Source organism: Pseudomonas sp. 2725, assembly GCF_050434585.1.
GTDB lineage: Bacteria > Pseudomonadota > Gammaproteobacteria > Pseudomonadales > Pseudomonadaceae > Aquipseudomonas > Aquipseudomonas jessenii.
Genome location: NZ_JBNDIV010000008.1, coordinates 80,243 through 99,587 on the forward strand (window position 1 = coordinate 80,243; position 19,345 = coordinate 99,587).

18 protein-coding genes are annotated in these 19,345 nt (G+C 57.4%); 8 read left to right on the forward strand and 10 right to left on the reverse strand.

From position 1 onward, the window contains the following. Window positions 1-12 precede the first annotated feature (12 nt). Window positions 13-777 (reverse strand): tetratricopeptide repeat protein, encoded by a 765-nt coding sequence (locus ABIE16_RS22515; protein ID WP_429522076.1) that lies wholly within the window; start codon window positions 775-777, stop codon window positions 13-15. 317 nt (window positions 778-1,094) lie between these two features. On the opposite strand from ABIE16_RS22515, the gene ABIE16_RS22520 reads away from it, so the two are divergent. After that, entirely contained in the window at window positions 1,095-1,979 is an 885-nt protein-coding gene (locus ABIE16_RS22520) for a serine hydrolase domain-containing protein (protein ID WP_429522077.1), read from the forward strand. A gap of 112 nt (window positions 1,980-2,091) precedes the next feature. Here ABIE16_RS22520 and ABIE16_RS22525 read toward each other — a convergent pair whose 3' ends face one another. The 3 genes from ABIE16_RS22525 to choX all read right to left on the reverse strand — a co-directional run bounded on the left by ABIE16_RS22525 (window position 2,092) and on the right by choX (window position 5,124). Continuing rightward, window positions 2,092-2,646, reverse strand: a complete 555-nt coding sequence (locus ABIE16_RS22525) for a YdeI/OmpD-associated family protein (protein WP_429521969.1) — start codon at window positions 2,644-2,646, stop codon at window positions 2,092-2,094. An 89-nt stretch (window positions 2,647-2,735) separates the two neighbouring features. Continuing rightward, window positions 2,736-3,869, reverse strand: a complete 1,134-nt coding sequence (locus ABIE16_RS22530) for an aminotransferase class V-fold PLP-dependent enzyme (protein ID WP_223502080.1) — start codon at window positions 3,867-3,869, stop codon at window positions 2,736-2,738. Window positions 3,870-4,182: 313 nt separating this feature from the next. Continuing rightward, a complete protein-coding gene (choX, locus tag ABIE16_RS22535) occupies window positions 4,183-5,124 on the reverse strand; it encodes a choline ABC transporter substrate-binding protein (RefSeq protein ID WP_057715281.1) in 942 nt (313 codons plus the stop codon). Between the two features lie 89 nt (window positions 5,125-5,213). On the opposite strand from choX, the gene betI reads away from it, so the two are divergent. Together betI and ABIE16_RS22545 are read left to right on the forward strand one after the other, a co-directional pair. Further along, a complete protein-coding gene (betI, locus tag ABIE16_RS22540; protein WP_057715282.1) occupies window positions 5,214-5,804 on the forward strand; it encodes a transcriptional regulator BetI in 591 nt (196 codons plus the stop codon). Window positions 5,805-5,806: 2 nt separating this feature from the next. Continuing rightward, a complete protein-coding gene (locus tag ABIE16_RS22545; RefSeq protein ID WP_340315798.1) occupies window positions 5,807-7,231 on the forward strand; it encodes an amidase in 1,425 nt (474 codons plus the stop codon). Between the two features lie 293 nt (window positions 7,232-7,524). Here the strand turns inward: ABIE16_RS22545 and ABIE16_RS22550 are convergent, their stop codons facing one another. After that, complete coding sequence (locus ABIE16_RS22550; protein WP_429521970.1) at window positions 7,525-8,421, reverse strand: LysR substrate-binding domain-containing protein; 897 nt, start codon at window positions 8,419-8,421, stop codon at window positions 7,525-7,527. A gap of 274 nt (window positions 8,422-8,695) precedes the next feature. On the opposite strand from ABIE16_RS22550, the gene ABIE16_RS22555 reads away from it, so the two are divergent. The 3 genes from ABIE16_RS22555 (at window position 8,696) to ABIE16_RS22565 (ending at window position 12,715) form a co-directional block, all read left to right on the forward strand. Beyond that, the gene (locus ABIE16_RS22555; RefSeq protein WP_057715285.1) at window positions 8,696-9,319 is read left to right on the forward strand and encodes a LysE family translocator; all 624 of its coding nucleotides are present in this window, start codon (window positions 8,696-8,698) and stop codon (window positions 9,317-9,319) included. Between the two features lie 217 nt (window positions 9,320-9,536). Continuing rightward, window positions 9,537-10,280: a protein-L-isoaspartate(D-aspartate) O-methyltransferase gene (locus ABIE16_RS22560; RefSeq protein ID WP_429521971.1), complete on the forward strand. Its 744-nt coding sequence runs from the start codon at window positions 9,537-9,539 to the stop codon at window positions 10,278-10,280. 2 nt (window positions 10,281-10,282) lie between these two features. Then, on the forward strand, window positions 10,283-12,715 hold the full coding sequence (locus ABIE16_RS22565) for a spermidine synthase (protein ID WP_429521972.1): 2,433 nt from the start codon (window positions 10,283-10,285) through the stop codon (window positions 12,713-12,715). Between the two features lie 235 nt (window positions 12,716-12,950). On the opposite strand, the gene ABIE16_RS22570 is transcribed toward ABIE16_RS22565, so the two are convergent. Then, window positions 12,951-13,301, reverse strand: coding sequence for a BON domain-containing protein (locus ABIE16_RS22570; protein ID WP_057715287.1), 351 nt, complete (start codon window positions 13,299-13,301; stop codon window positions 12,951-12,953). Between the two features lie 234 nt (window positions 13,302-13,535). On the opposite strand from ABIE16_RS22570, the gene ABIE16_RS22575 reads away from it, so the two are divergent. Then, window positions 13,536-14,372: an MliC family protein gene (locus tag ABIE16_RS22575; protein WP_429521973.1), complete on the forward strand. Its 837-nt coding sequence runs from the start codon at window positions 13,536-13,538 to the stop codon at window positions 14,370-14,372. A gap of 189 nt (window positions 14,373-14,561) precedes the next feature. Here ABIE16_RS22575 and ABIE16_RS22580 read toward each other — a convergent pair whose 3' ends face one another. From ABIE16_RS22580 to ABIE16_RS22595, 4 genes are all read right to left on the reverse strand, one after another. Then, the gene (locus ABIE16_RS22580) at window positions 14,562-14,945 is read right to left on the reverse strand and encodes a VOC family protein (RefSeq protein WP_057715289.1); all 384 of its coding nucleotides are present in this window, start codon (window positions 14,943-14,945) and stop codon (window positions 14,562-14,564) included. 93 nt (window positions 14,946-15,038) lie between these two features. Next, entirely contained in the window at window positions 15,039-16,157 is a 1,119-nt protein-coding gene (locus ABIE16_RS22585; protein ID WP_090454906.1) for an S-(hydroxymethyl)glutathione dehydrogenase/class III alcohol dehydrogenase, read from the reverse strand. A gap of 109 nt (window positions 16,158-16,266) precedes the next feature. After that, complete coding sequence (locus tag ABIE16_RS22590; protein WP_429521974.1) at window positions 16,267-17,235, reverse strand: ABC transporter substrate-binding protein; 969 nt, start codon at window positions 17,233-17,235, stop codon at window positions 16,267-16,269. A 154-nt stretch (window positions 17,236-17,389) separates the two neighbouring features. Then, the gene (locus ABIE16_RS22595; RefSeq protein WP_090454904.1) at window positions 17,390-18,229 is read right to left on the reverse strand and encodes a HalD/BesD family halogenase; all 840 of its coding nucleotides are present in this window, start codon (window positions 18,227-18,229) and stop codon (window positions 17,390-17,392) included. A gap of 109 nt (window positions 18,230-18,338) precedes the next feature. On the opposite strand from ABIE16_RS22595, the gene ABIE16_RS22600 reads away from it, so the two are divergent. Then, the gene (locus tag ABIE16_RS22600; RefSeq protein ID WP_429521975.1) at window positions 18,339-19,250 is read left to right on the forward strand and encodes a LysR family transcriptional regulator; all 912 of its coding nucleotides are present in this window, start codon (window positions 18,339-18,341) and stop codon (window positions 19,248-19,250) included. Window positions 19,251-19,345 lie beyond the last annotated feature (95 nt).

Genomic DNA, 19,345 nt, shown 5'->3' on the forward strand with positions numbered 1-19,345 from the left:
GTCTGCATAAACTCAACCGCGCACCAGGTAGGCCCCCGGGGGAACCCGATGTCGCAGCTTCTTGCATTTGCCGGGTGCGGGCTGATGCCCCGCCGGGCGATCAGGAAACCAGATTCGGCATTTGCCCGGACGCGGCATATGGCCGCGGGGAATCTCGACCTCAGCGTACGCCCGCTCTGGCTCGACATTAGCCATTTGTAATTTTCCTTCAGGCCCGGCTCTGCCAGCCGACGGCGCATCCAGCCCCCGATATGCCTCTGCGCGAGCCAAGTTGCCAGCGTCGTTCCCAGTGTCCGGAGTGGATTGCTCAGCAACGGCCACTTCCGCTTCGCGACGCCTTTGGGCCTCCTCCACCAGCCCCTTCTGTACTGCGACCACGCCCTCTTTTGCATTGGGTGGGGTACCCGAAGATTGGGCCTGCTGCGCCGCCTGGATCAATTGGAAGTTGCGGTTGCGGAGCTCGACGTTGCGACCAACCCGTATGTTCGAGCGCGCCGCCAGGGTTTCAGCCTGCTGGTACTGCCCCTGCTGAAGGCGCAACACACCCAGGTAATGCAACGTCGCGGGATTGTTCGGCTGGATATGCAGGGCACGCTCCAGCGTGGCGGCGGCCTGGTCCAGTTGGCCATTTTCATACTGGCGCGAGGCGGTTTCGATCAGGGTGGTTGATGCGCTGTTACTCCGCGCCGGCGCGCTTCGTTCGGCAGCAACCGAACAAAGCGACGGGACAGCGCAGAACACCAGGATGAGGCCCGGCAGAAAACTCTTGGTTGGCATCAGGGGGCGGACTCGACTGAATTCAAACGGCACTGCCGTAAAACAGACCACAACGCTGCTCGGCATTTGCGATACAGGGCCGCTATTGACCTGGCCAATACCCTGAAGTTCCTGCTGCAACGACCGTTGCGACCAGTACCATTTTTTACCACCCCCAACATCCAGGCACGATCTGTTGCTGTTCTTCACGCAGGGCGCAAAACGGCCAAGAGCAGTCGTTCAGGACAGTACAAACGGCTGACTTTTCACTCTGGCGAAGAAGAGTGAATAAGATATCTTGTCGAGCTGTCGATCCGCTCAACATTCCAAGGAAGCCAATGCTCAGTTCACTCGTATCAAATGGTCAGCCACAAACGCCTGACCGGTTAGAACTGATGGCCCCCTGGTGGAGTTTTACGAAAACAGTCCTGGCTGCGACAGCCCTGTCGTTGGTACGTGACGGGCTCATCGGACTGGACGACCCAATTTCTGATCAGCCTTTCACGTTACGCCAGCTACTGCGGCATGAAGCAGGCCTGGCCGATTACGGTGAACTTGCGGAGTACCACGCCGCTGTTACGAACAGTGAGCCAGCCTGGTCGGCAGATGAAATGATGCAACGCCTTGACGCTGCTCGACTTCGATGCAATCCCGGAACCGATTGGCATTACTCGAATGTTGGCTACTTGCTCATCGGCAGGCTTATTGAACGGCTAACTGATCTGACGCTTGATGATGCGGTGACTCAACGTGCACTTACTCCTCTGGGCCTGTCGAACATTCACTTTGCTAAAACGCGAGCAGACTTACAAAAGACCCATCTTGGAAGCACCTCAAATTATGACCCTGCGTGGGTCTATCATGGCTTGCTGTTCGGCCCAATTTCCCAAGCAGCGCTATTTCTGGATCGACTCCTCTGCGGTGAACTAATCTCCACGGGCTTGCTCCAGGAAATGCAGACAGCACGAACATTGGGCGGCCCGATTCCCGGGCGCCCATGGATCATTCCGGGCTATGGCCTAGGTGTGATGCAAGGGTCGATTGACGGCGGACATTCCCTATGCGGGCACACAGGCTGCGGGCCAGGCAGTGTCATTGCTGTCTACCGTATCCGCGACGGCGACGCATCGGCTTGTTGCGCTGTTTTTGAAGCGGGTGCCAGTGAAGGTGCCGTCGAAGCCATCGCGGTGCAACAGCTGATGCAAGTTATGCGCGGTGGCTGACGACGGCTAAGTCCTTTTGGCGTCGACCTCATGATTCGCCGGATGACCGCTTCACGCCCTGAGGAAGTCAGTCAACCAAAAATCGTCAGGCGTATTCAACGGAACATTCCATTTAAGAGTTTTCTGCCTCGGGCGCACGGAAGGCCTTACTGTAATAGCCGGACTGGTCGAAACAGCAAACCTGCTTCTTGCCGGTTGCAAGCATATCGCAGGCATCACCAATTCGCTTTTCGCGCGTCTTGAGTTGCTTGGCTGAAGTAATCCAGTGGATCCAGTCTACTCGTGCGATGGTCGTTGTATTATTCCAAACTTTACGAGCCTCAGGAGTGGCTGCCAGTGCTTCCTCAAAATCTGCCGGGATGTCAGGCTCGGGTTCCTTTTTCACAGGGGTTAGCTCGAGTGTAACGATATCCCCAACGGCCACACCTGCGGCGTCGAGTAACTCGCTACTTACCTTCAGCCAATGGCTCAGCTGACCATCGGGCTCAAGGGTTGCCTGGAAATGGTGCCCATTGATTGTGCCTTCAACTGTCGTCCTTCCCCGCCTCGGAAGCGGTTCACTCGCGTCTCTTGGCAGTACTGCGAACGCCCAGGACGTATCATTACCGGGCTTTGCCGGACGAAGAAGCTTTGCTTGGAATCGGGATTTCACATCGATTATTGTCATTGCCACTCCTCCAACTAATACGCCTGACTACTTTCTGGCAACATCACTGTAGCGTTTAAATACGACATTGATGACGCCGAGATGAGCGCTTAGTTATCCATCACCTCGTCCAGTGCCTTCTCGAGGGTGCTGACCGTGCGCTCGATATTGTGCAGCTTTTCGAGTCCGAACAGACCGATGCGAAAGGTCTGGAAATCGGCCGGCTCGTCGCATTGCAATGGCACTCCGGCGGCGATCTGCAGGCCGTGGCTGGCAAATTTCTTACCGCTCTTGATGTCGGCATCATCGGTGTAACTCACCACTACGCCAGGAGCCTGAAAGCCGGCTGCGGCCACGCTTTTGATGCCTTTGCCGGTCAACATTGCGCGCACCCGATCGCCCAGAGCCTGTTGTTCGCCGCGGACCTTGTCGAAACCGTAGGCTTGCGTCTCTTTCATCACTTCGTTGAATCGCGCGAGGGAATCGCTGGGCATGGTCGCATGGTAGGCATGTCCGCCCTGTTCGTAGGCCTGCATGATCTGAAGCCACTTTTTCAGATCGCAGGCGAAGCTGCTGCTCTGCGTCTGCTCGATGCGCTCTAGGGCCAAAGCACTGAGCATCACCAGGGCGCAGCAAGGGGAGGCGCTCCAGCCTTTCTGCGGTGCGCTGATCAGCAGGTCGACTGCGCATTTGTGCATATCAACCCAAATCGTGCCTGAGGCGATGCAGTCCAGCACGAACAGGCCACCCACCGCATGCACGGCGTCGCCGACGGCCCGCAGGTACTCGTCGGGCAGGATAATCCCTGATGAGGTTTCAACGTGGGGGGCGAAGACAATCTGCGGTTTCTGCGCCGCAATGGCTGCCAGCACTTCGTCCAGAGGAGGTGGAGCGTAGGCAGCCTGGCGACCAGTGTCGACCGGTCGGGCTTTGAGCACCGTGGTGGCCGCCGGGATGTTGCCCATCTCAAGGATCTGGCTCCAGCGATAACTGAACCAGCCGTTGCGTATCACCAGGCATTGCTGGCCGGTGGCAAACTGTCGTGCCACCGCTTCCATGCCGAATGTGCCGCTGCCCGGGACCACCGCAACAGCCTGGGCGTTGTAGACCTGTTTCAGGGTCTTGGAAATGTTCTTCATCACGCCTTGAAATGACTGCGACATGTGGTTGAGCGAGCGGTCGGTGTAGACCACTGAGTACTCGACCAGCCCCTCGGGATCGATACTGGGATATAGCTTTGACATGGGTGACTCCTTTGGCAGGGATCTCAGTGGTATCGACCCTGCCCTAAGCCTTGGCAAATGACAAGATTGCTCGGGATTGAATTGCGACTTCTGTCGAGCGGCTGGCAGGTCGCTGCTGAGTTGTGGGAAGGGGGGCTTAAAGGTTCAAAAGTGTTTGAAACCCCAAGGGGAATTCATTTTTGGACATTGCGGTTGGGCGGTAGCCGGATCGATACGCCGCTCGCGCCTAGCACATGGGGCCTAGGCGCTGCGCCGATAAGGATGCTCCCGGTCTATAGAGCCCGGGGAGATTCAATTTGTTGAGAAGTGTCGTCTATTTGGACGCAGTATCCATATAAGACTTTACCGCCGCGAGCCCAGGTTGACCTTCCACTGTTTGAACATCAAGCAACGTTCTATCAAGCCATTCGGGATGGGCACTCAGCCATTTTTTTACCGCAGAGCGTGGGTCAAGGCCACCATTGATTACGTAGTCCATCATGGTGTTTTCGGCATCGATGGAAAACTCCAGATTTTTCAGGAGTTGGCCCACGTTAGGGCATTCCTCCAGATATCCCGTACGTACGTCGGTCCGCACCGACGATGCGCCGAAATTTGCTCCGTAGTACTTGTCACCGCCTGACAAATATTCCAGTTCAATATTCTTGTTCATTGGGTGAGGTGCCCAGCCCAGAAACACAATCCAGTCGTTCTTTCTGATTTGCCTGCCGACTTGAGTCAGCATGCCCTTCTCACTGGACTCAACCAGGCTCCAGCTACCCAGGTTATACGCGTTATCCGCGATGAGGTTCTGGATCGGTTTGTTTCCGCCTGGCTCTACTCCATAGATTTTCCCGCCAAACTTTGACTTGTAAGTATCCAGGTCAGCATAGCTTTTTACACCTTGCTCATAGACGTATCGCGGAACCGCCAAGGTAAATTTTGCGCCCGTGAGGTTCACTCGCACTGTCTGAATCGACTTGTTGTTGTAGTAAGGCTGAGCCGCCTCGATCAATGCGGGATCCCATGTTCCGAGGAACACGTCGATACTCTTGCCTTCCATCGCCTTGTAGGCAATTCCCGTCGATAACGTTATGACTTTTGGGGCGTAGCCCAGTCCTTCCAATACTGCTGTGGTCAAAGACGTCGTCAACGTGATGTCGGTCCATCCCACCTCTGCGAACTGAGGCGCGCGACACCCCACAGGGTCCGCGGCGCCGGCAATCCCCTGGAATGTCATCAACAGCACGGCACAACCGATAGCACTGCTTTTCATACCGGATCCCCTTGCATTCTCTTGTTTTTTGGAGAATCTAGTGATAACTTTTTTTTCATTGAGTGTCCAATGAAAAAAGAGAGCCCCCCATGCCAAAGGTCGGAATGCAGGAAATCAGAAGGAAGCAGCTCGTTGAGGCGACGCTCACCCTCATTGGTGAGCAAGGCATGGCGGGTACCAGCATGGCTCAGGTCAGCGCCCGTGCGGGGTTGGCCAACGGCATCGTCCACCACTATTTCTCGGACAAGAATGCTTTGCTTGAAGCCACCTTGAGAGAGCTGAACAAACGCATAAATGCCGAGATCTTTGCGCGCCTGCGGAAGTCCGCAACACCCGCTGAGCGTGTTCTCGCGTTTGTGGACGGGAACGTCAGTGCCTTGAACCTGACGCGAGACAATGTTGCGGCCTGGCTCGCTTTCTGGGCCCAGGTACCGCAGTCCCCCAAACTGCAGCGGGTACAGAACATCGTTGCGCGCAGGAGCCACTCCTTACTTTTCCATGCCTTGTCAAAAAGCATGGACAAGGCAATAGCCCATTCCAAGGCGCAAATGATCGCGATCTTCATCGACGGCTTATGGTTGAGGGCTGCGGTCGATTGCAACCCGGACACGATCGATGATTCGCGTCGTTTGGCTTACGAGTTCCTCAACAACGTACTTGGTTATGATCTGGAGGCGTAGAAATGACACCTGAAGAGTTTAAAAGTCTTGATGCCGTGGGCCTCGTTCAACGGTTGAAGTCCGGTGAAGTCACTCCGCTGGAGTTGGTCAACCTGGCAGCCAGAGAAATTGAAATCCAGGACCCTGCCTTGGGCGCGGTCGTTGCAATCGATATCGAAGGCGCACAGCGAGCGGCGCTAGATCCCAAGGCAGGACCACTCGCAGGTGTGCCGATCCTGATAAAGGACACCAATATCGATGTAAAAGGCTTTGCAACCAGGCACGGTTCGCGATTGTACGAAGATGCCGTCCCCGCTCAGGTCGACAGTGAGTTTGTGAGTCGATTGCGTAATGCCGGGGCAATCATTCTCGGGAAAACCAAAACACCTGAGTTTGCAGGAGACTTTGTGACAGAGCCTGAATGGCAAGGCCCTTGTCGAAACCCCAGGAATCCGCAGTACGCTTCTGGTGGGTCAAGTGGAGGATCCGCCTGTGCCGTGGGCGCAGGCATGGTGCCCGTTGCACACGGCACCGACTGTGGCGGGTCGATCAGGGTTCCGGCTTCCGTTTGTGGTGTGGTTGGACTGAAGCCAAGCAGGGGACGCACCCCTGTAGGTCCTCATGTCGGTGAGTTTGTTGGTGGCCTTGATTCCGAGCATGTACTGACCAGGACCGTCCGCGATAGCGCATTGCTGCTGGATGTCCTGTCTGGCTATGAACCAGGCGCGCCTTATGCTGCTCCCCCCGCCCCTCCCTCTTGGCTCGAATGCCTGAAGACGAGGTCGCCACGACTCAAAATCGCCTTTGCCTGCGCCCGTCCAGATGGCTCGAGTATCGATGAGACCATCCACAAAGCCATATTGAATGCTGTGGATTTTTTAAGTAAAGACGGCCATGAATTACGCCCGTTCAATTGGCCAGACATGACCAAAGCCGGTGCAGCTGCTGCATTATTCTGGCAGATGGAAATTGAGGCCTTGATGGAACACAAAGCCCAAACTCGCGGTTATCCGATCTCGGCAAAAGATGTTGAATGGATTACCTATGAGTTTTACAAATGCTCGACTCAGAGAACGGCACTGGATGTACACCATGCACGGGCCACCCAGAACAAAGTAAGCCACGACATGGCCGATAGCTTCACCGATATCGACGTCCTCATCACGCCAACGGTAGCGCTTGCTCCACCACTGATTGGTGGTTTTGTCGCCACAGGGGAAAGGCATCTGGACGAGTGGTATAAAAACGCTTACGCATTTTCTCCCTTCACCGAAGTTTTCAACTTGACCGGCCAGCCGGCCATCAGTATCCCCGTCGGGATCATGGAGAACGGCCTTCCAATCGGGATGCAGATAGTTGGCAAATTTGGTGACGAGGAAACCATCCTCAGACTTGCAAGTGAAGTTGAACGGAGCTTGTTAGCAACCACCCTGTTTGCAAAGGCATGATCATGCGCTGAACTACGACAGACTTTCTGCGCGTTGTCGCTGGCTCGCTGAATTGACCCAAACTCTATAGACACTTCCTGCAGGCAGTTATTGGATCGTTGCCTGACGTGATTGGCTGCTTCTCGGAGCAGAAGGAGTATTTTATGAGTGTCGGATTTGGGTCGATTCTGTTGAGAAAGTCAGCTTCGGTTTCCACCGCAGAAAAGTTCGTGCCTGTGATTGCAATCCGTGTTTTGCGCAGAAGATTCAGGGCCCAGTGACGTAGCCGCGTGCAAAAAAGACGCTCGCACTACTCACGCTCGGCCCAAATCACTCTTGATCTGTTTTGTGCATAGGCCCATCTGCTTTGTGACCCAATCCCTGAAAGCGGTGCACTTGGCACTTTCCTCAAAAGGCCTGGGTGACAGTAGGCAATAGGCCGACCCGTCCTGGATAAAGCCAAACGGTGCGATCAGTTGTCCGGACCTGAGTTCATCCTGAACCATGAGAAAGGACACCACACTGATCCCCAACCCCGCAGTTGCTGCCTGAATACACAGATAGAAATGCTCATAGTCGACCGAGCCAGCATTAGGCATAGCCATTTCCGAAAGGCGCAGCCAGTTGTCCCAGGCCAACGGGCGTGTCTGGCTACGTAGCAAGCGCACTCCTTGCGATTTCCTTTTATCGAGACTATTGGACGGGGTGCACACAGGTCCAATCCATTCCTCACAAATCGTCACGCTGTGGATTGATTGATCCAAGTGAAAATCATCACGTCGAATGGCCAGATCCGCACCTGAGCGCGCGAAGTCTATAGGACCACCGGCCGCCAACAGTTGGACTTGAAGGTGCGGGTGAGCGGCATGGAAGTCAGGCAGTCGCGGGATCAGCCATTTCATTGCGATGGTAGGTTCACACGATAGTACGAGTACGTCCTCACGGACTTCTCCCTGCAACCGGTAAACAGCACTTTCCAATTGTTCGAACATGGGCCCGGTAACGTCGTACAGAAGGCGGCCAGCACGGTTGAGAAAGATCGCACGGTTGCGCCGATCAAAAAGTTCGACCCCTATTGCCTCCTCCAACAATCGAACCTGGCGGCTGACTGCGCCATGGGTGACGTGCAGCTGCTGAGCGGCTCTCACGAAGCTTTGAGTCTGGGCCGCAACGTTGAAAAAACGAAACGCAGCCAAAGGAGGCAAATTCATATTGACGATGATTACTCACAGGTTTCGAGGACTATAAATCGTTTTTTTTATCGGTGGCAATTCTCCATCATGACCTCCAATCGCCCCATCTGCACGCACAACCATCAATGATTACAGGCATTGCATGAATGTTATGCGAAGCCAAATACCACTGGGTGATGTAAGTGCCGCGAGCAAGTGAAGCTGCCACCCACCCTCAATCTGTGCAAAAACGTAGCGCAAGTGCAATTACTGCCGTTCGCGGCATGGGCATCCATTGCGCCGGAGAGTCTTCATGAACGAATTGCTTCTAGTTGCTGCCATTTCCATCCTGGCAGTTATCAGCCCCGGCTCTGACTTCGCCATGGTCACCCGCAACAGTTATGCATATGGACGACGCAGCGGTTTGATGGCCGCACTGGGTATCGCCTGTGGCGTCCAGATTCACGTTTTCTACACAGTGTTCGGCGCTGCAGTGATCTTCACTCAATCACCCTTGCTGTTCATGGCAATGAAGTTGCTGGGCGCCGGATACCTCATTTATCTGGGTATCAAGTCCCTGACCAGTACTTCTTCGTTGACATTTGGTGGCGCCAACGCCTCAGCCCCTTCATCCTGGGAAGCATTTCGTACTGGCTTTTTCACTAACGCGCTCAACCCTAAAACCATGTTGTTCGTGGTGGCGACATATAGCCAAGTGGTGCACACAGGCAGTTCGCTAACCGCAAACTTTGCGTACGGCCTGTTTATGTCGTTCACCCATTGGGCGTGGTTCAGTTTCGTGGCACTGTTTTTCTCCGCTGAAGCGTTGCGCCGGCGAATGCTGGAAAAGCAGCAGGTTATCGACAGACTCATTGGCACGGCACTGATCGGCTTGGCGGCGCTGCTGGTCATTCCAGGGGTTGGAGGAGTGTTATGAGGTCAGTGCGAAGGGCTCCTTATAGGCAGCAATCGGCTGACAATCGCATTCACTTTTGTATCACCGCTTGAACTGGCTGGGTGCTATCAGTGCAGTTACGGGTTGCGATGTTTTCTCGGGCAGTCGCCGCAGCCTGATTTGGTCGCCGGCACCCCCGGCTTGCCGAGTCAGCCCGCCGGCCATACGATTCGACTATTCCTCAGGCGGAGGAGTCATTGTGAAGCCGGTGATGCTCCTGACGCGCATCCTGGCGCCTGCCATCGCTCTGGCGTTGGCATCTGCCGGTCTGCATGCCGACGACCCGTTCGCGCCGTTGCGCGATGCCATGGTGTGGGAGATCGCCAACATGTCGTCCGTCACCCGCGACGAAACCGGCAGAGTCGAGTTTGCCGCGCCGGTGTTGGCCGCGATGGCCAAGGTGCCACGCCATAAGTTCGTCCCGCCCGACGAGGTGCCCTACGCCTACGAAAATCGTCCGCTGCCGATCGGCTACGGCCAGACCATCTCCCAGCCGTACATCGTCGCCTTGATGACCGACCTGACGCAGGTCGGGCCCGGCGACGTGGTACTCGAGATCGGCACTGGCTCGGGCTACCAGGCGGCGATCCTCGCCGAGCTGGCGCAGGCGGTCTATACGATGGAGATCATCGAGCCGCTGGCAGTGCAGGCCGGGGAGCGCTTGGGCCGTCTGGGATATGCGAAGGTGCAGGCCCGGCTGGGCGATGGCTACCACGGCTGGCCCGAGCACGGGCCTTACGACGCCATCCTCGTCACCGCCGCCGCCAGCCATGTGCCGCCGCCACTGATCGCCCAGCTCAAGGCCGGCGGACGGATGGTAATCCCGGTCGGCGCGCCGTTCATGATCCAGTACCTGCTGCTGATCGAGAAGGCCGGCGATGGCAGTGTGTCCACCCGGCAGGTGCTGCCTGTGAGCTTCGTGCCGCTGGTCGGAGGCGGTTGAGCATGCATTCGCCGCCCTTGCTCGCCCTGGCACTGCTGTCTGCCTCCGCGCTCGGCTATGAGGTGCTGCTGCTGCGACTGCTTTCGATCATCCAGTGGCACCATTTCGCCTACATGATGATCAGCGTCGCGCTGCTCGGCTACGGCGCTGCCGGCACCGCTGTGGCGCTGGCACGGCCTGTGCTGGCGCCGCGCTTCCACGGCGTGTTCATCGGCGGCGCGGTGTTGTTCGGGCTGAGCGCCATCGCCTGCTTCAGCCTGGCCCAGCAGGTTCCGTTCAATCCCCTCGAGATCCTCTGGGACGCGCGGCAGTCGGCACGCCTGCTGATGATCTACCTGCTGCTGTTCGTGCCGTTCTTCTGCGCGGCGGTGTGCATCTGCCTGACCTTCACCTGCTTTCAGGAACAGATTCACCGGATCTACGCCTTCGACATTCTCGGCGCCGGCGTGGGCAGCCTGGCGGTCGTCGCCGCGCTGTTCGCCCTGACGCCCGTCGATGCGCTGCGGCTGCTGGGCGGCACCGGCATCGCCGCCGGGGCGCTGGCCGGAATGGCTTGCACCGGGCATAGGCGCTGGCTCGCGCCGTTGCTGCTGGCGGCGGCAGTCGCGGTGCCGGCCGGCGTGCCCGGGCGCTGGATCGCCCTGTCGCCCTCCGAGTACAAGGAACTGAGCCAGACGCTGCGTATCAAGGATGCGCGCGCAATCGCCCAGACCTGGAGTCCGCTGGGTCTGCTCACGGTCGTCGACAGCCCGACCATTCCCCTGCGCTACGCGCCTGGCCTAAGCCTCAACGCGACACAGGAACCGCCCGCACAACTGGCCATCTTTACCGACGGCGACGGCCTTTCCGTGCTGAACCGCTATGACGGGCGCCGCGAGCCGCTCGCCTACCTGGACTACCTGACCTCAGCTCTGCCCTATCACTTGCTGCGCCAACCCCGCGTGCTGGTGCTGGGCAGCGGCGCCGGCGCCGATGTGCTGCAGGCGATCTACCACGACGCCAGCGCGGTGGATGCCATCGAACTGAACCCGCAGGTGATCGATCTGGTCCAGCGCCGCTTCGCCGACTTCTCCGGCAAGCCGTACAGCGCGCCCAACGTCCGTGTGCTGATCGGCGAGGCGCGCGGCCTGGTGGCTTCGCGCGGCGTGCCTTACGACCTGATCCAGATCGCCCTGCTGGACTCCTTCGGCACTGCCTCGGGCGGCCTGCATGCGCTGTCCGAGAACTACCTGTACACGGTGGATGCCTTCGCCGAGTACCTGCGCCATCTCGCGCCCGGCGGCTTGTTGGCCATCACCCGCTGGGTCACCCTGCCGCCGCGCGATGTTCCCAGGCTGCTGGCCACCGCGGCCGCGGCCATCGAGCGCGACGGGCAGGCCAGCGCGGCGCGCCGCATCGTCATGATCCGCGGCTGGAAGACCGCGACGCTGCTGGTCAGCAACAGGGATTTCGACGACGCCGGCATCGCCGTGCTGCGGGAATTCTGCCGGGCGCGCTCCTTCGACCTGGCCTACTACCCCGGGATGACCGTGGCCGAGGCGAACCGCTACAACCTGCTCGACCGGCCCTGGTTCTTCGAAGCGGCGCAGGCCCTGCTGTCCGGCGAGCGCGCGGAGTTCCTGGCGCGCTACAAGTTCGACGTGCGTCCGACTACGGATGATCGGCCGTATTTCTTCCACTTCTTCAAGTGGCGCTCGCTGCCGGAACTGTTGGCGCTGAAGGCGCAGGGCGGCCTGTCAATGTTGGAGTGGGGCTATCCGGTGCTGATCGCCACGCTGCTGCAGTCCAGCGTGGCCGCCGTGCTGCTGATCCTGGCGCCGTTATGGGTGGCGCGGCGGCGCCAGCGGCGCTCTCGAAATGCGGCTTTGGCCAGGTTCGAACTTCGGGTCGTGTCCTACTTCGCCGCCATCGGCTTCGCCTTCATGTTCGTGGAAATCGCCTTCATCCAGAAGTTCACCCTGTTCCTCAGCCACCCGTTGTATTCGGTGGCGGTAACGCTCAGCGCGTTCCTGATCTTCGCTGGCCTCGGCAGCCGTTACTCCGGCCGGCGGCGGGGGGACATTGGAACGGGTGTGGGGCCCCGTCATCCGCTCGCACGGCCAGTCCTGGCGATCTGCGCGATCGCCCTGCTCTACCTGATCGCCCTGCCCCCGTTGTTCCAGCTGCTGGCGCCGGTGGGGACCCTCGCCAGGTTCGGCATCTGCGCCGCGCTGGTAGCGCCGCTGGCGTTCGCCATGGGCATGCCGTTTCCGCTCGGACTCGGGCGCGTCTCCGCGCGCGCCGAAGCACTGGTGCCGATCGCCTGGGGCGTCAACGCCAGCGTATCGGTGGTGGCGGCCGTGCTGGCGACCCTGCTGGCGATCCACCTGGGTTTCACCGTGGTGTTGCTGCTGGCGTTGCTGCTGTACCTCGTGGCGGCAGTCATGTTTCCCTGATCGCGGCGGTTCGGAGCGAAACGTCAACAGACCCTGGTGAGACGAATGGTCTGTTGGAACGCCGCTTGACCAGTCCACACGTCTCGCCGGTGGTGACCGGCAGAAACCGGCCATAAGCAGCCAGTCGGAAATGTCCACGAAACCATGGGCGATTCACTCTGGGGCACATTGGCATTCAGCTTCCCTCCGCCCTCGGTTCCCGACCGGGAGCGCGGCGCCTACAATGTTGCCATTATCATTTGTCGTCCATCTTTGTTGACGATTGTGGCCGGCGCTCAGTGCTCTCTTCGGCGTTGGGCGCTTCTGGAAAACTCCCTGGCGTGAACACATGGGTCTGCAAGTCGCTGGCATCGACTTCGGCGACACCATGAACCGAACGAGCCAGAACAATGGCCTGTTCACACTGTCTATGAGTGTTGACGCGGCCGCTTAACCCCACTATGCCCGCATGGGTTTTGACATTGATATGCAGGCTAAGGGTCGGATCGGAAAATGCCAGGGCCGACTTCACCTTGGCGGTAATCCATGCATCGTGAACGGCCATTTCCAGACCATGGGAGTAATGCTGGAAGGAGTGAATTTTCATGGCTGAACCCTCTGTCGCTTAATCAGACGTACCGTCCATCCCATTTGCTGTGTCGCCCTCTGCCTGTCAGGTGAACGCTATGGATACCTGATTCGCTTTGGAGCGCTCGTCACGCAAACATTGACAGAAATTAATTATAGTACGGCCGTTGCCTGCGGTCAGAGCGCTGTCCCCGTGAACGTCCGCCTTGGTCGCTCGGTGCTTGGCGACTGCATAAATCAAAAGGGACCGCGCATGAGCAAATATTTGGTTTTGTTATTGGCTGGCGCCACAGGCGTTGCTCAGGCGCAATCCATATGCACTTACCCGTGGTATCAATCGATCGATAAGATACTGCACACATCCGATGCGCAAGGGCACGGGCCAGATATAGGCTCCGACGAATGGAAATCGGTGATCGAATTCAAGTTAGGGGTTCGCGATGGAGCAAACGTCCCTGAACGAAGCTCCGAACAGTGGTGCCAGTACATTGATCAGCATATCAATGCAATGCAGCCGACTGGGGGCGGCACGGAAAAATCGTCGACTGCCAATGTGACACCTGGCCCTTCATACGATTGCGCCAGAGTGGAGCCTGGCGGTATCGAAGCGATGATATGTGAGGACAAGGCGTTATCCGCGCTCGATCGCAATCTGTCGGCAGTTTATGCCAGTGCGAGTATTAAGGCCGGCAACGAGCATCCTCCCCGGCTAAAAGCAGAACAACGTGGATGGATCAAGGGACGCGACGAGTGCTGGAAGAGTGATGACGTCAGTGCATGCTTGCGCATGGAATACCAGCACCGCATCGCCGAGTTGCAAGCACGCTACCGACTGGTCTCGGGCACTGGGCCTGTCTATTACGAATGCGACGGCAACCCTGCTAGAGAGGTGACTGTCATGTTCTTCAAAACCGATCCGCCGACATTAATCGCCGAGCGTGGCGACAGCGTATCGCTGATGTACCAGCAGCCAAGTGGCAGTGGCATAAAGTACCTTGGGCGCAATGAAACGCTTTGGGAGCATCAGGCCGAGACCATAATCACTTGGGGATACGGTGCGCCCAAGTCGCATTGCAAAAGAAAGCCTTGAGCAACGATTCAATCAGCTGGGTAATTGCATATTGCTGCCCCTCGTGACAGGCAGAAATCGGCCAGAAGCTGTCGTTCGAACACCAAGGTTAAACGGGCTTGTTCAAGCCACCATTGCAACCTTACGGATTACTAATCCTTGCGAGTAAGGGCTAATGACGAAGCATCTAATGATGCCTCGTCTTGAAGCTTAGGCAGGCTTGAAACAGTACGCAGCCAGCTTGTTCCCATCGAGATCCCGCGCGTAAGCCGCATAGGCGTCAGGTGCCCAGCCTCGCGGACCCGGTGCACCTTCGTCGGTGCCGCCACTGGCCAGCGCCGCGGCGTGGAAAGCGTCAATGGCCGCACGATTCGGCGCTTCGAAGCTGATGGTGACACCGTTACCCACGCTGGCCGGGGCGCCGTTCGCCGGTTTCAGCACGAAGAAGGACGGAGCGCTCTCCCCCCAGATCGACCCCTTGTCGTCCAGATCAGCGATGCGTTTTTGGCCCAGGGTACCCAGGACATTGTCATAGAAGCTGCGCGCTTTTTGCAGGTCGTTGGTACCGACGGTCACATGAGTGAAAATGGTCATCTTTGTGCTCTCTTTGGTGTAGATATGCTGGGTTGATGTTGCAGGTTTTCGCGCCTTTGACTGGCCCTGACGGGTTTCGCCAAACCTGTTGAGTCAGCGATCGAAATGGATAACGGTGCGGATGCTTTCGCCTTGGCGCATCAGGTCGAAGGCTCTGTTGATCTCCTCCAGCCCCATGGTGTGGGTAATGAAACTATCCAGTGGAATGTCGCCCTTTTGCGCGTTCTCGACATAGCTGGGTAGCTCGCTACGTCCTTTCACACCGCCAAATGCCGAGCCGCGCCAGATGCGCCCGGTCACCAGTTGGAAAGGACGGGTACTGATTTCCTGACCGGCGCCAGCGACGCCAATGATCACCGACTCACCCCAGCCCTTGTGGCAGCACTCCAGGGCGGCGCGCATCAGATGGACGTTGCCAATGCATTCGAAGGAATAGTCCACACCGCCCTCGGTCATCTCGATGATCACGTCCTGGATCGGCCTGTCATAATCCTTGGGGTTGATGAAGTCGGTAGCGCCCAGTTGCCTGGCAATCTCGAACTTGGCCGGGTTGATATCGATCGCGATGATCCGGCCGGCCTTGGCCATGGTCGCACCGATAATGGCTGCCAGCCCGATGCCACCCAGACCGAAGATTGCCACGCTGGCTCCCTCCTCCACCTTGGCCGTATTGATCACCGCGCCAATGCCGGTGGTCACACCGCAACCGAGCAGGCAGACCTTCTCCAGTGGCGCATCCTTGGGGATTTTGGCCAGGGAAATTTCGGGAAGCACGGTGTATTCGGAGAACGTCGAGGTGCCCATGTAGTGAAAGACAGGCTGCCCTTCGTAAGAGAATCGGCTGGTGCCATCTGGCATCAAACCTTTGCCTTGAGTGGCACGGATTTTCTGACAAAGATTGGTCTTGCCGGAGGTGCAGAATTTGCACTCGCCACATTCCGGGGTGTAGAGCGGGATCACATGGTCGCCCACCGCCAGTGAAGTTACCCCCTCGCCAACCGCTTCGACGATACCGCCACCTTCGTGGCCAAGAATAACGGGGAAGATCCCTTCGGGATCGGCGCCGGATAACGTAAACGCATCGGTATGGCAGACACCTGTCGCAACAATGCGTACCAGCACCTCACCGGCTTGCGGCGGCGCTACATCGACTTCGACAATTTGCAGAGGCTGGTTCGCCGCGAAGGCGACGGCCGCTCGTGATTTGATCATGTTCGTGATTTCCCGGACGCAAAGAGGCGCCGTTCCTGTGTAGAAACAGTCAAGAGATTGTGTTCATAGGAGCGTTACAGAGGGCGGGCGTCCTTGCCCTTGAGGCCGATTAGAGCGATGCCTCGATCTTCTTTGCTGCGGATTCGTCGACCCAGGCATGCCAGATTTCCGGGTGTTCCTTGAGGAACATCCTGGCCAGCTTCGGCGATTCGATGCGTTCCCGGGTCATCCTCGCCAGGTTCTGATTCAACAAGTCGATCGGAATGTTGACCTTCTCCAGTACTGCGACCAGTTCAGGAGCCTGTTCATGAAATGCCTTGGAGAGTCCCACCATGGTGATGACGTCTTTGTTGGCGCCGGTCTTTTCCTCCAGCCTTATCGCATCGATCTGCCCCATCAGCGGCGTCGGTGACCAGTAGTAGAACAGCACCGGCTCACCGCGTTTGTAACTGGACAGGACAGCCGCATCCAATGCCGCACCGGTACCTGGACGAAAGTTTGTGAACGTGTTTTCAAGACCATACTCTTTCAACATCTCGGTATTGTCCTGCTCACAGATCCAACCCGCAGGACAGTTGTAGAAACGGCCTTTGGACGGTTCTTCCGAATCGCGAAAAACACTCGCGTACTTGCTCAGGTCCGCGACTGTCCTGAGGTCGGGCGCCTGCGCCGGCCGGTTACGTTTGGCGTCCCCTTCAACGACGTAACGCGGCACATACCAGCCCTGAGTCGCACCAATGATCGGAGCGCCAACCCCGACAACCTTTCCGGCCGCCGCCGCCTTTTTCCAGACTTCGCTGCGCTCCATCCACTCTTCGCCAAACACCTGAATGTCGTTGCCGGCCAGTGCGGTCTCGAGAATGATGGTGTTACCCACCAACTGATCCGTTGTACAGCCATAACCATCCTTGAGCACGATCATCATGATGTCGGTGAGGAGCATCCCGCTCTCCCAGTTCAACCCGGCAAATTTCACCGACTTGCCCGATTCACACCACCCTGAGGCCTGGCTTGAAGCACTACCGACAAGCAAGCCAAGGGTGAGCAAAGAGGCCAACAAACTCTTCCTGTTTTTCATGATCAGACGCTCCGAATCATTATTATTGGGGGCAGCGAACTGTTGTGTGCGACACAGGAGCAAACGAGTCCATCAGATTTAGCATGGACAAGTGCGTGCGCAAACACGTGAAACAAAGGCGTGAATCAATTGCATTTATTGTTATTGGCGAAGCTCAAGCTAATGGATCAACAGAAGTACGCCCGTAGAACAACTGGCGCGCATAGGCACTGAACTCGACATCGGGTTGGTCCACGTACGCAAACACCGCGTTGAGCCTCAGCCTGTCCCCTTCCACCGGCGTGACCCGGTGCAATGAATAGCGGCCGCGGAACAATGTCAGGGTGCCGGGCACTTGAGGCAGAACCTCTACCTGCTGTGTTTGCGAGTCATCGAGGAATTGCCTGACCGCGTCATAGCAATCGTCGCTTTCATTGCGCAGCATCCGCACATACTCGAAATCCCCACCGGCGCTTGCAGCCTGAAGCGACAGCGTGACGCTGAAGTCGGAACGATCAAAGTGCCACCCCAACTCCTGCCCTGCCGTGAAGCCCTGCAAGTTAAGGGCGGCCAATGGATCGGCATGACGATAGAGCGTGTCCAGAGCCAAAACATCTTTGATGAAAGCAAGGACTTCGTCCGATCCATAGATCTGCCGGATCAAATGGTCGGCAGGAATATCGGCATAGGCAACAGTGTCTTTTGCCGTGTTCATCAAGCGTCGTAGCGGGTGTTCCGGATCAACGCTTTCGTCCTGAGGTTTGAAATAAACCGTGTGGCTTTCCCGAAAATGAAACATGCGCGAGTGCAGTGCAAGTGTCTGCTGCGCCATCGCGACAACCGATGGATTGCGAACAAAACCCGGAAAGATCGCAACGCCCTCTTGTGCCAGCAACGACTGACTGTGAGTGACCAGTGCGAGATAAGCGGGGCTGGTGCGATCGGTGATTGGGTAACGCTCGAGATCGACGAGATCGCCCAGGGTTAGCGCAGGTGTGAAAGGCAGGGTAGTCATTGTTGTTGGTCTCCGTTGGCTCTGCTGGATTCAGATTGCATCGGCACCAAAAACAAGTCACGCTCATAATTTTACGCAATTTTGTGAATTATTTTCAGGTCGTATACCCATGAGACTGACGCTGGATCACTTGGTGATGTTGCAAACCTTGTCGGAAGTCGATTCGATCACCGCGGTGGCCGAACGTTTATGGCTGACACCTTCAGCCGTCAGTCACCGCATACGCGAAGCGGAGCGGCGGCTAGGCGTGAGCCTGACGGAAAGATCAGGAGGAAAGCTCAGACTCAGCCCTGCCGGCGTGCGCCTGGAACGGGCCGCCAAAGACATCATCGCCATACTCAATGAGGCTGAGTCCGAGGCCCGGTCCATGGCTGGTGGCGTCACAGCGTTTGTCCGTATGGGTGTCACCTCCTACGGCCCATTTCGCTGGATTCCAAAATTCATCAAGCACTACTCAAGTCTTCGGCCGGACATCGAAATCACACTGGTGACCGTGCCCCGTAACGACGTTTACGCGAGTCTGATGCAAGGCAGACTGGATGTATCCATTATCGATGACGACATGGTGCCTAGCGGTGTCGCGAAGTTGCCACTTTTTCGGGACGACTTGATTGCAATCATGGCAACCGATCATCCCCTTGCGGGAAGGAAAAATATCTATGCGGAAGACTTCAAGACTTACAACCTTGTGACGTATTCGACCGATCGCGCCAGTGGCTGGGAGTATGACCGTTTCTTCGCCCCCGCCAGCATCTTGCCGCGCCGCATGATCACGGTGGAGTTGATCGAAGCCATCGTTGAACTGGTCCGCTCAGGATACGGAATCAGCATATTGCAACGGGATTTGGTAACCCCCAGCCTGGAGCGTGGGGAGCTTGCGTGGGCGGCCCTGAATGACGGCCTGGATATCGCCTGGAACGCAATCGTTCGCCCCTCGGAACGGGAAGATAGCGAGGTCAGTAAAATGGTTACGGAGCTTGATACCTGGATAAAAAACGCAGGAAAACCTGAACGCAGCTAATCGCTGGTTGATGCGTAAAAATGGTTTTTTGGTCGATGGCAGCCCTTCGCGACGGGCAGCAATCGGCCAGAAGCAGCCCTTCATGATCGGCTGCT

Excerpts from the sequence above, each read along its gene's own strand:
- ABIE16_RS22515 (WP_429522076.1), bottom strand. The coding sequence starts at position 777 with ATGCCAACCAAGAGTTTTCTGCCGGGCCTCATCCTGGTGTTCTGCGCT.
- ABIE16_RS22520 (WP_429522077.1), top strand. The coding sequence starts at position 1,095 with ATGCTCAGTTCACTCGTATCAAATGGTCAGCCACAAACGCCTGACCGG.
- ABIE16_RS22525 (WP_429521969.1), bottom strand. The coding sequence starts at position 2,646 with ATGACAATAATCGATGTGAAATCCCGATTCCAAGCAAAGCTTCTTCGT.
- ABIE16_RS22530 (WP_223502080.1), bottom strand. The coding sequence starts at position 3,869 with ATGTCAAAGCTATATCCCAGTATCGATCCCGAGGGGCTGGTCGAGTAC.
- choX (WP_057715281.1), bottom strand. The coding sequence starts at position 5,124 with ATGAAAAGCAGTGCTATCGGTTGTGCCGTGCTGTTGATGACATTCCAG.
- betI (WP_057715282.1), top strand. The coding sequence starts at position 5,214 with ATGCCAAAGGTCGGAATGCAGGAAATCAGAAGGAAGCAGCTCGTTGAG.
- ABIE16_RS22545 (WP_340315798.1), top strand. The coding sequence starts at position 5,807 with ATGACACCTGAAGAGTTTAAAAGTCTTGATGCCGTGGGCCTCGTTCAA.
- ABIE16_RS22550 (WP_429521970.1), bottom strand. The coding sequence starts at position 8,421 with ATGAATTTGCCTCCTTTGGCTGCGTTTCGTTTTTTCAACGTTGCGGCC.
- ABIE16_RS22555 (WP_057715285.1), top strand. The coding sequence starts at position 8,696 with ATGAACGAATTGCTTCTAGTTGCTGCCATTTCCATCCTGGCAGTTATC.
- ABIE16_RS22565 (WP_429521972.1), top strand. The coding sequence starts at position 10,283 with ATGCATTCGCCGCCCTTGCTCGCCCTGGCACTGCTGTCTGCCTCCGCG.
- ABIE16_RS22570 (WP_057715287.1), bottom strand. The coding sequence starts at position 13,301 with ATGAAAATTCACTCCTTCCAGCATTACTCCCATGGTCTGGAAATGGCC.
- ABIE16_RS22575 (WP_429521973.1), top strand. The coding sequence starts at position 13,536 with ATGAGCAAATATTTGGTTTTGTTATTGGCTGGCGCCACAGGCGTTGCT.
- ABIE16_RS22580 (WP_057715289.1), bottom strand. The coding sequence starts at position 14,945 with ATGACCATTTTCACTCATGTGACCGTCGGTACCAACGACCTGCAAAAA.
- ABIE16_RS22585 (WP_090454906.1), bottom strand. The coding sequence starts at position 16,157 with ATGATCAAATCACGAGCGGCCGTCGCCTTCGCGGCGAACCAGCCTCTG.
- ABIE16_RS22590 (WP_429521974.1), bottom strand. The coding sequence starts at position 17,235 with ATGAAAAACAGGAAGAGTTTGTTGGCCTCTTTGCTCACCCTTGGCTTG.
- ABIE16_RS22595 (WP_090454904.1), bottom strand. The coding sequence starts at position 18,229 with ATGACTACCCTGCCTTTCACACCTGCGCTAACCCTGGGCGATCTCGTC.
- ABIE16_RS22600 (WP_429521975.1), top strand. The coding sequence starts at position 18,339 with ATGAGACTGACGCTGGATCACTTGGTGATGTTGCAAACCTTGTCGGAA.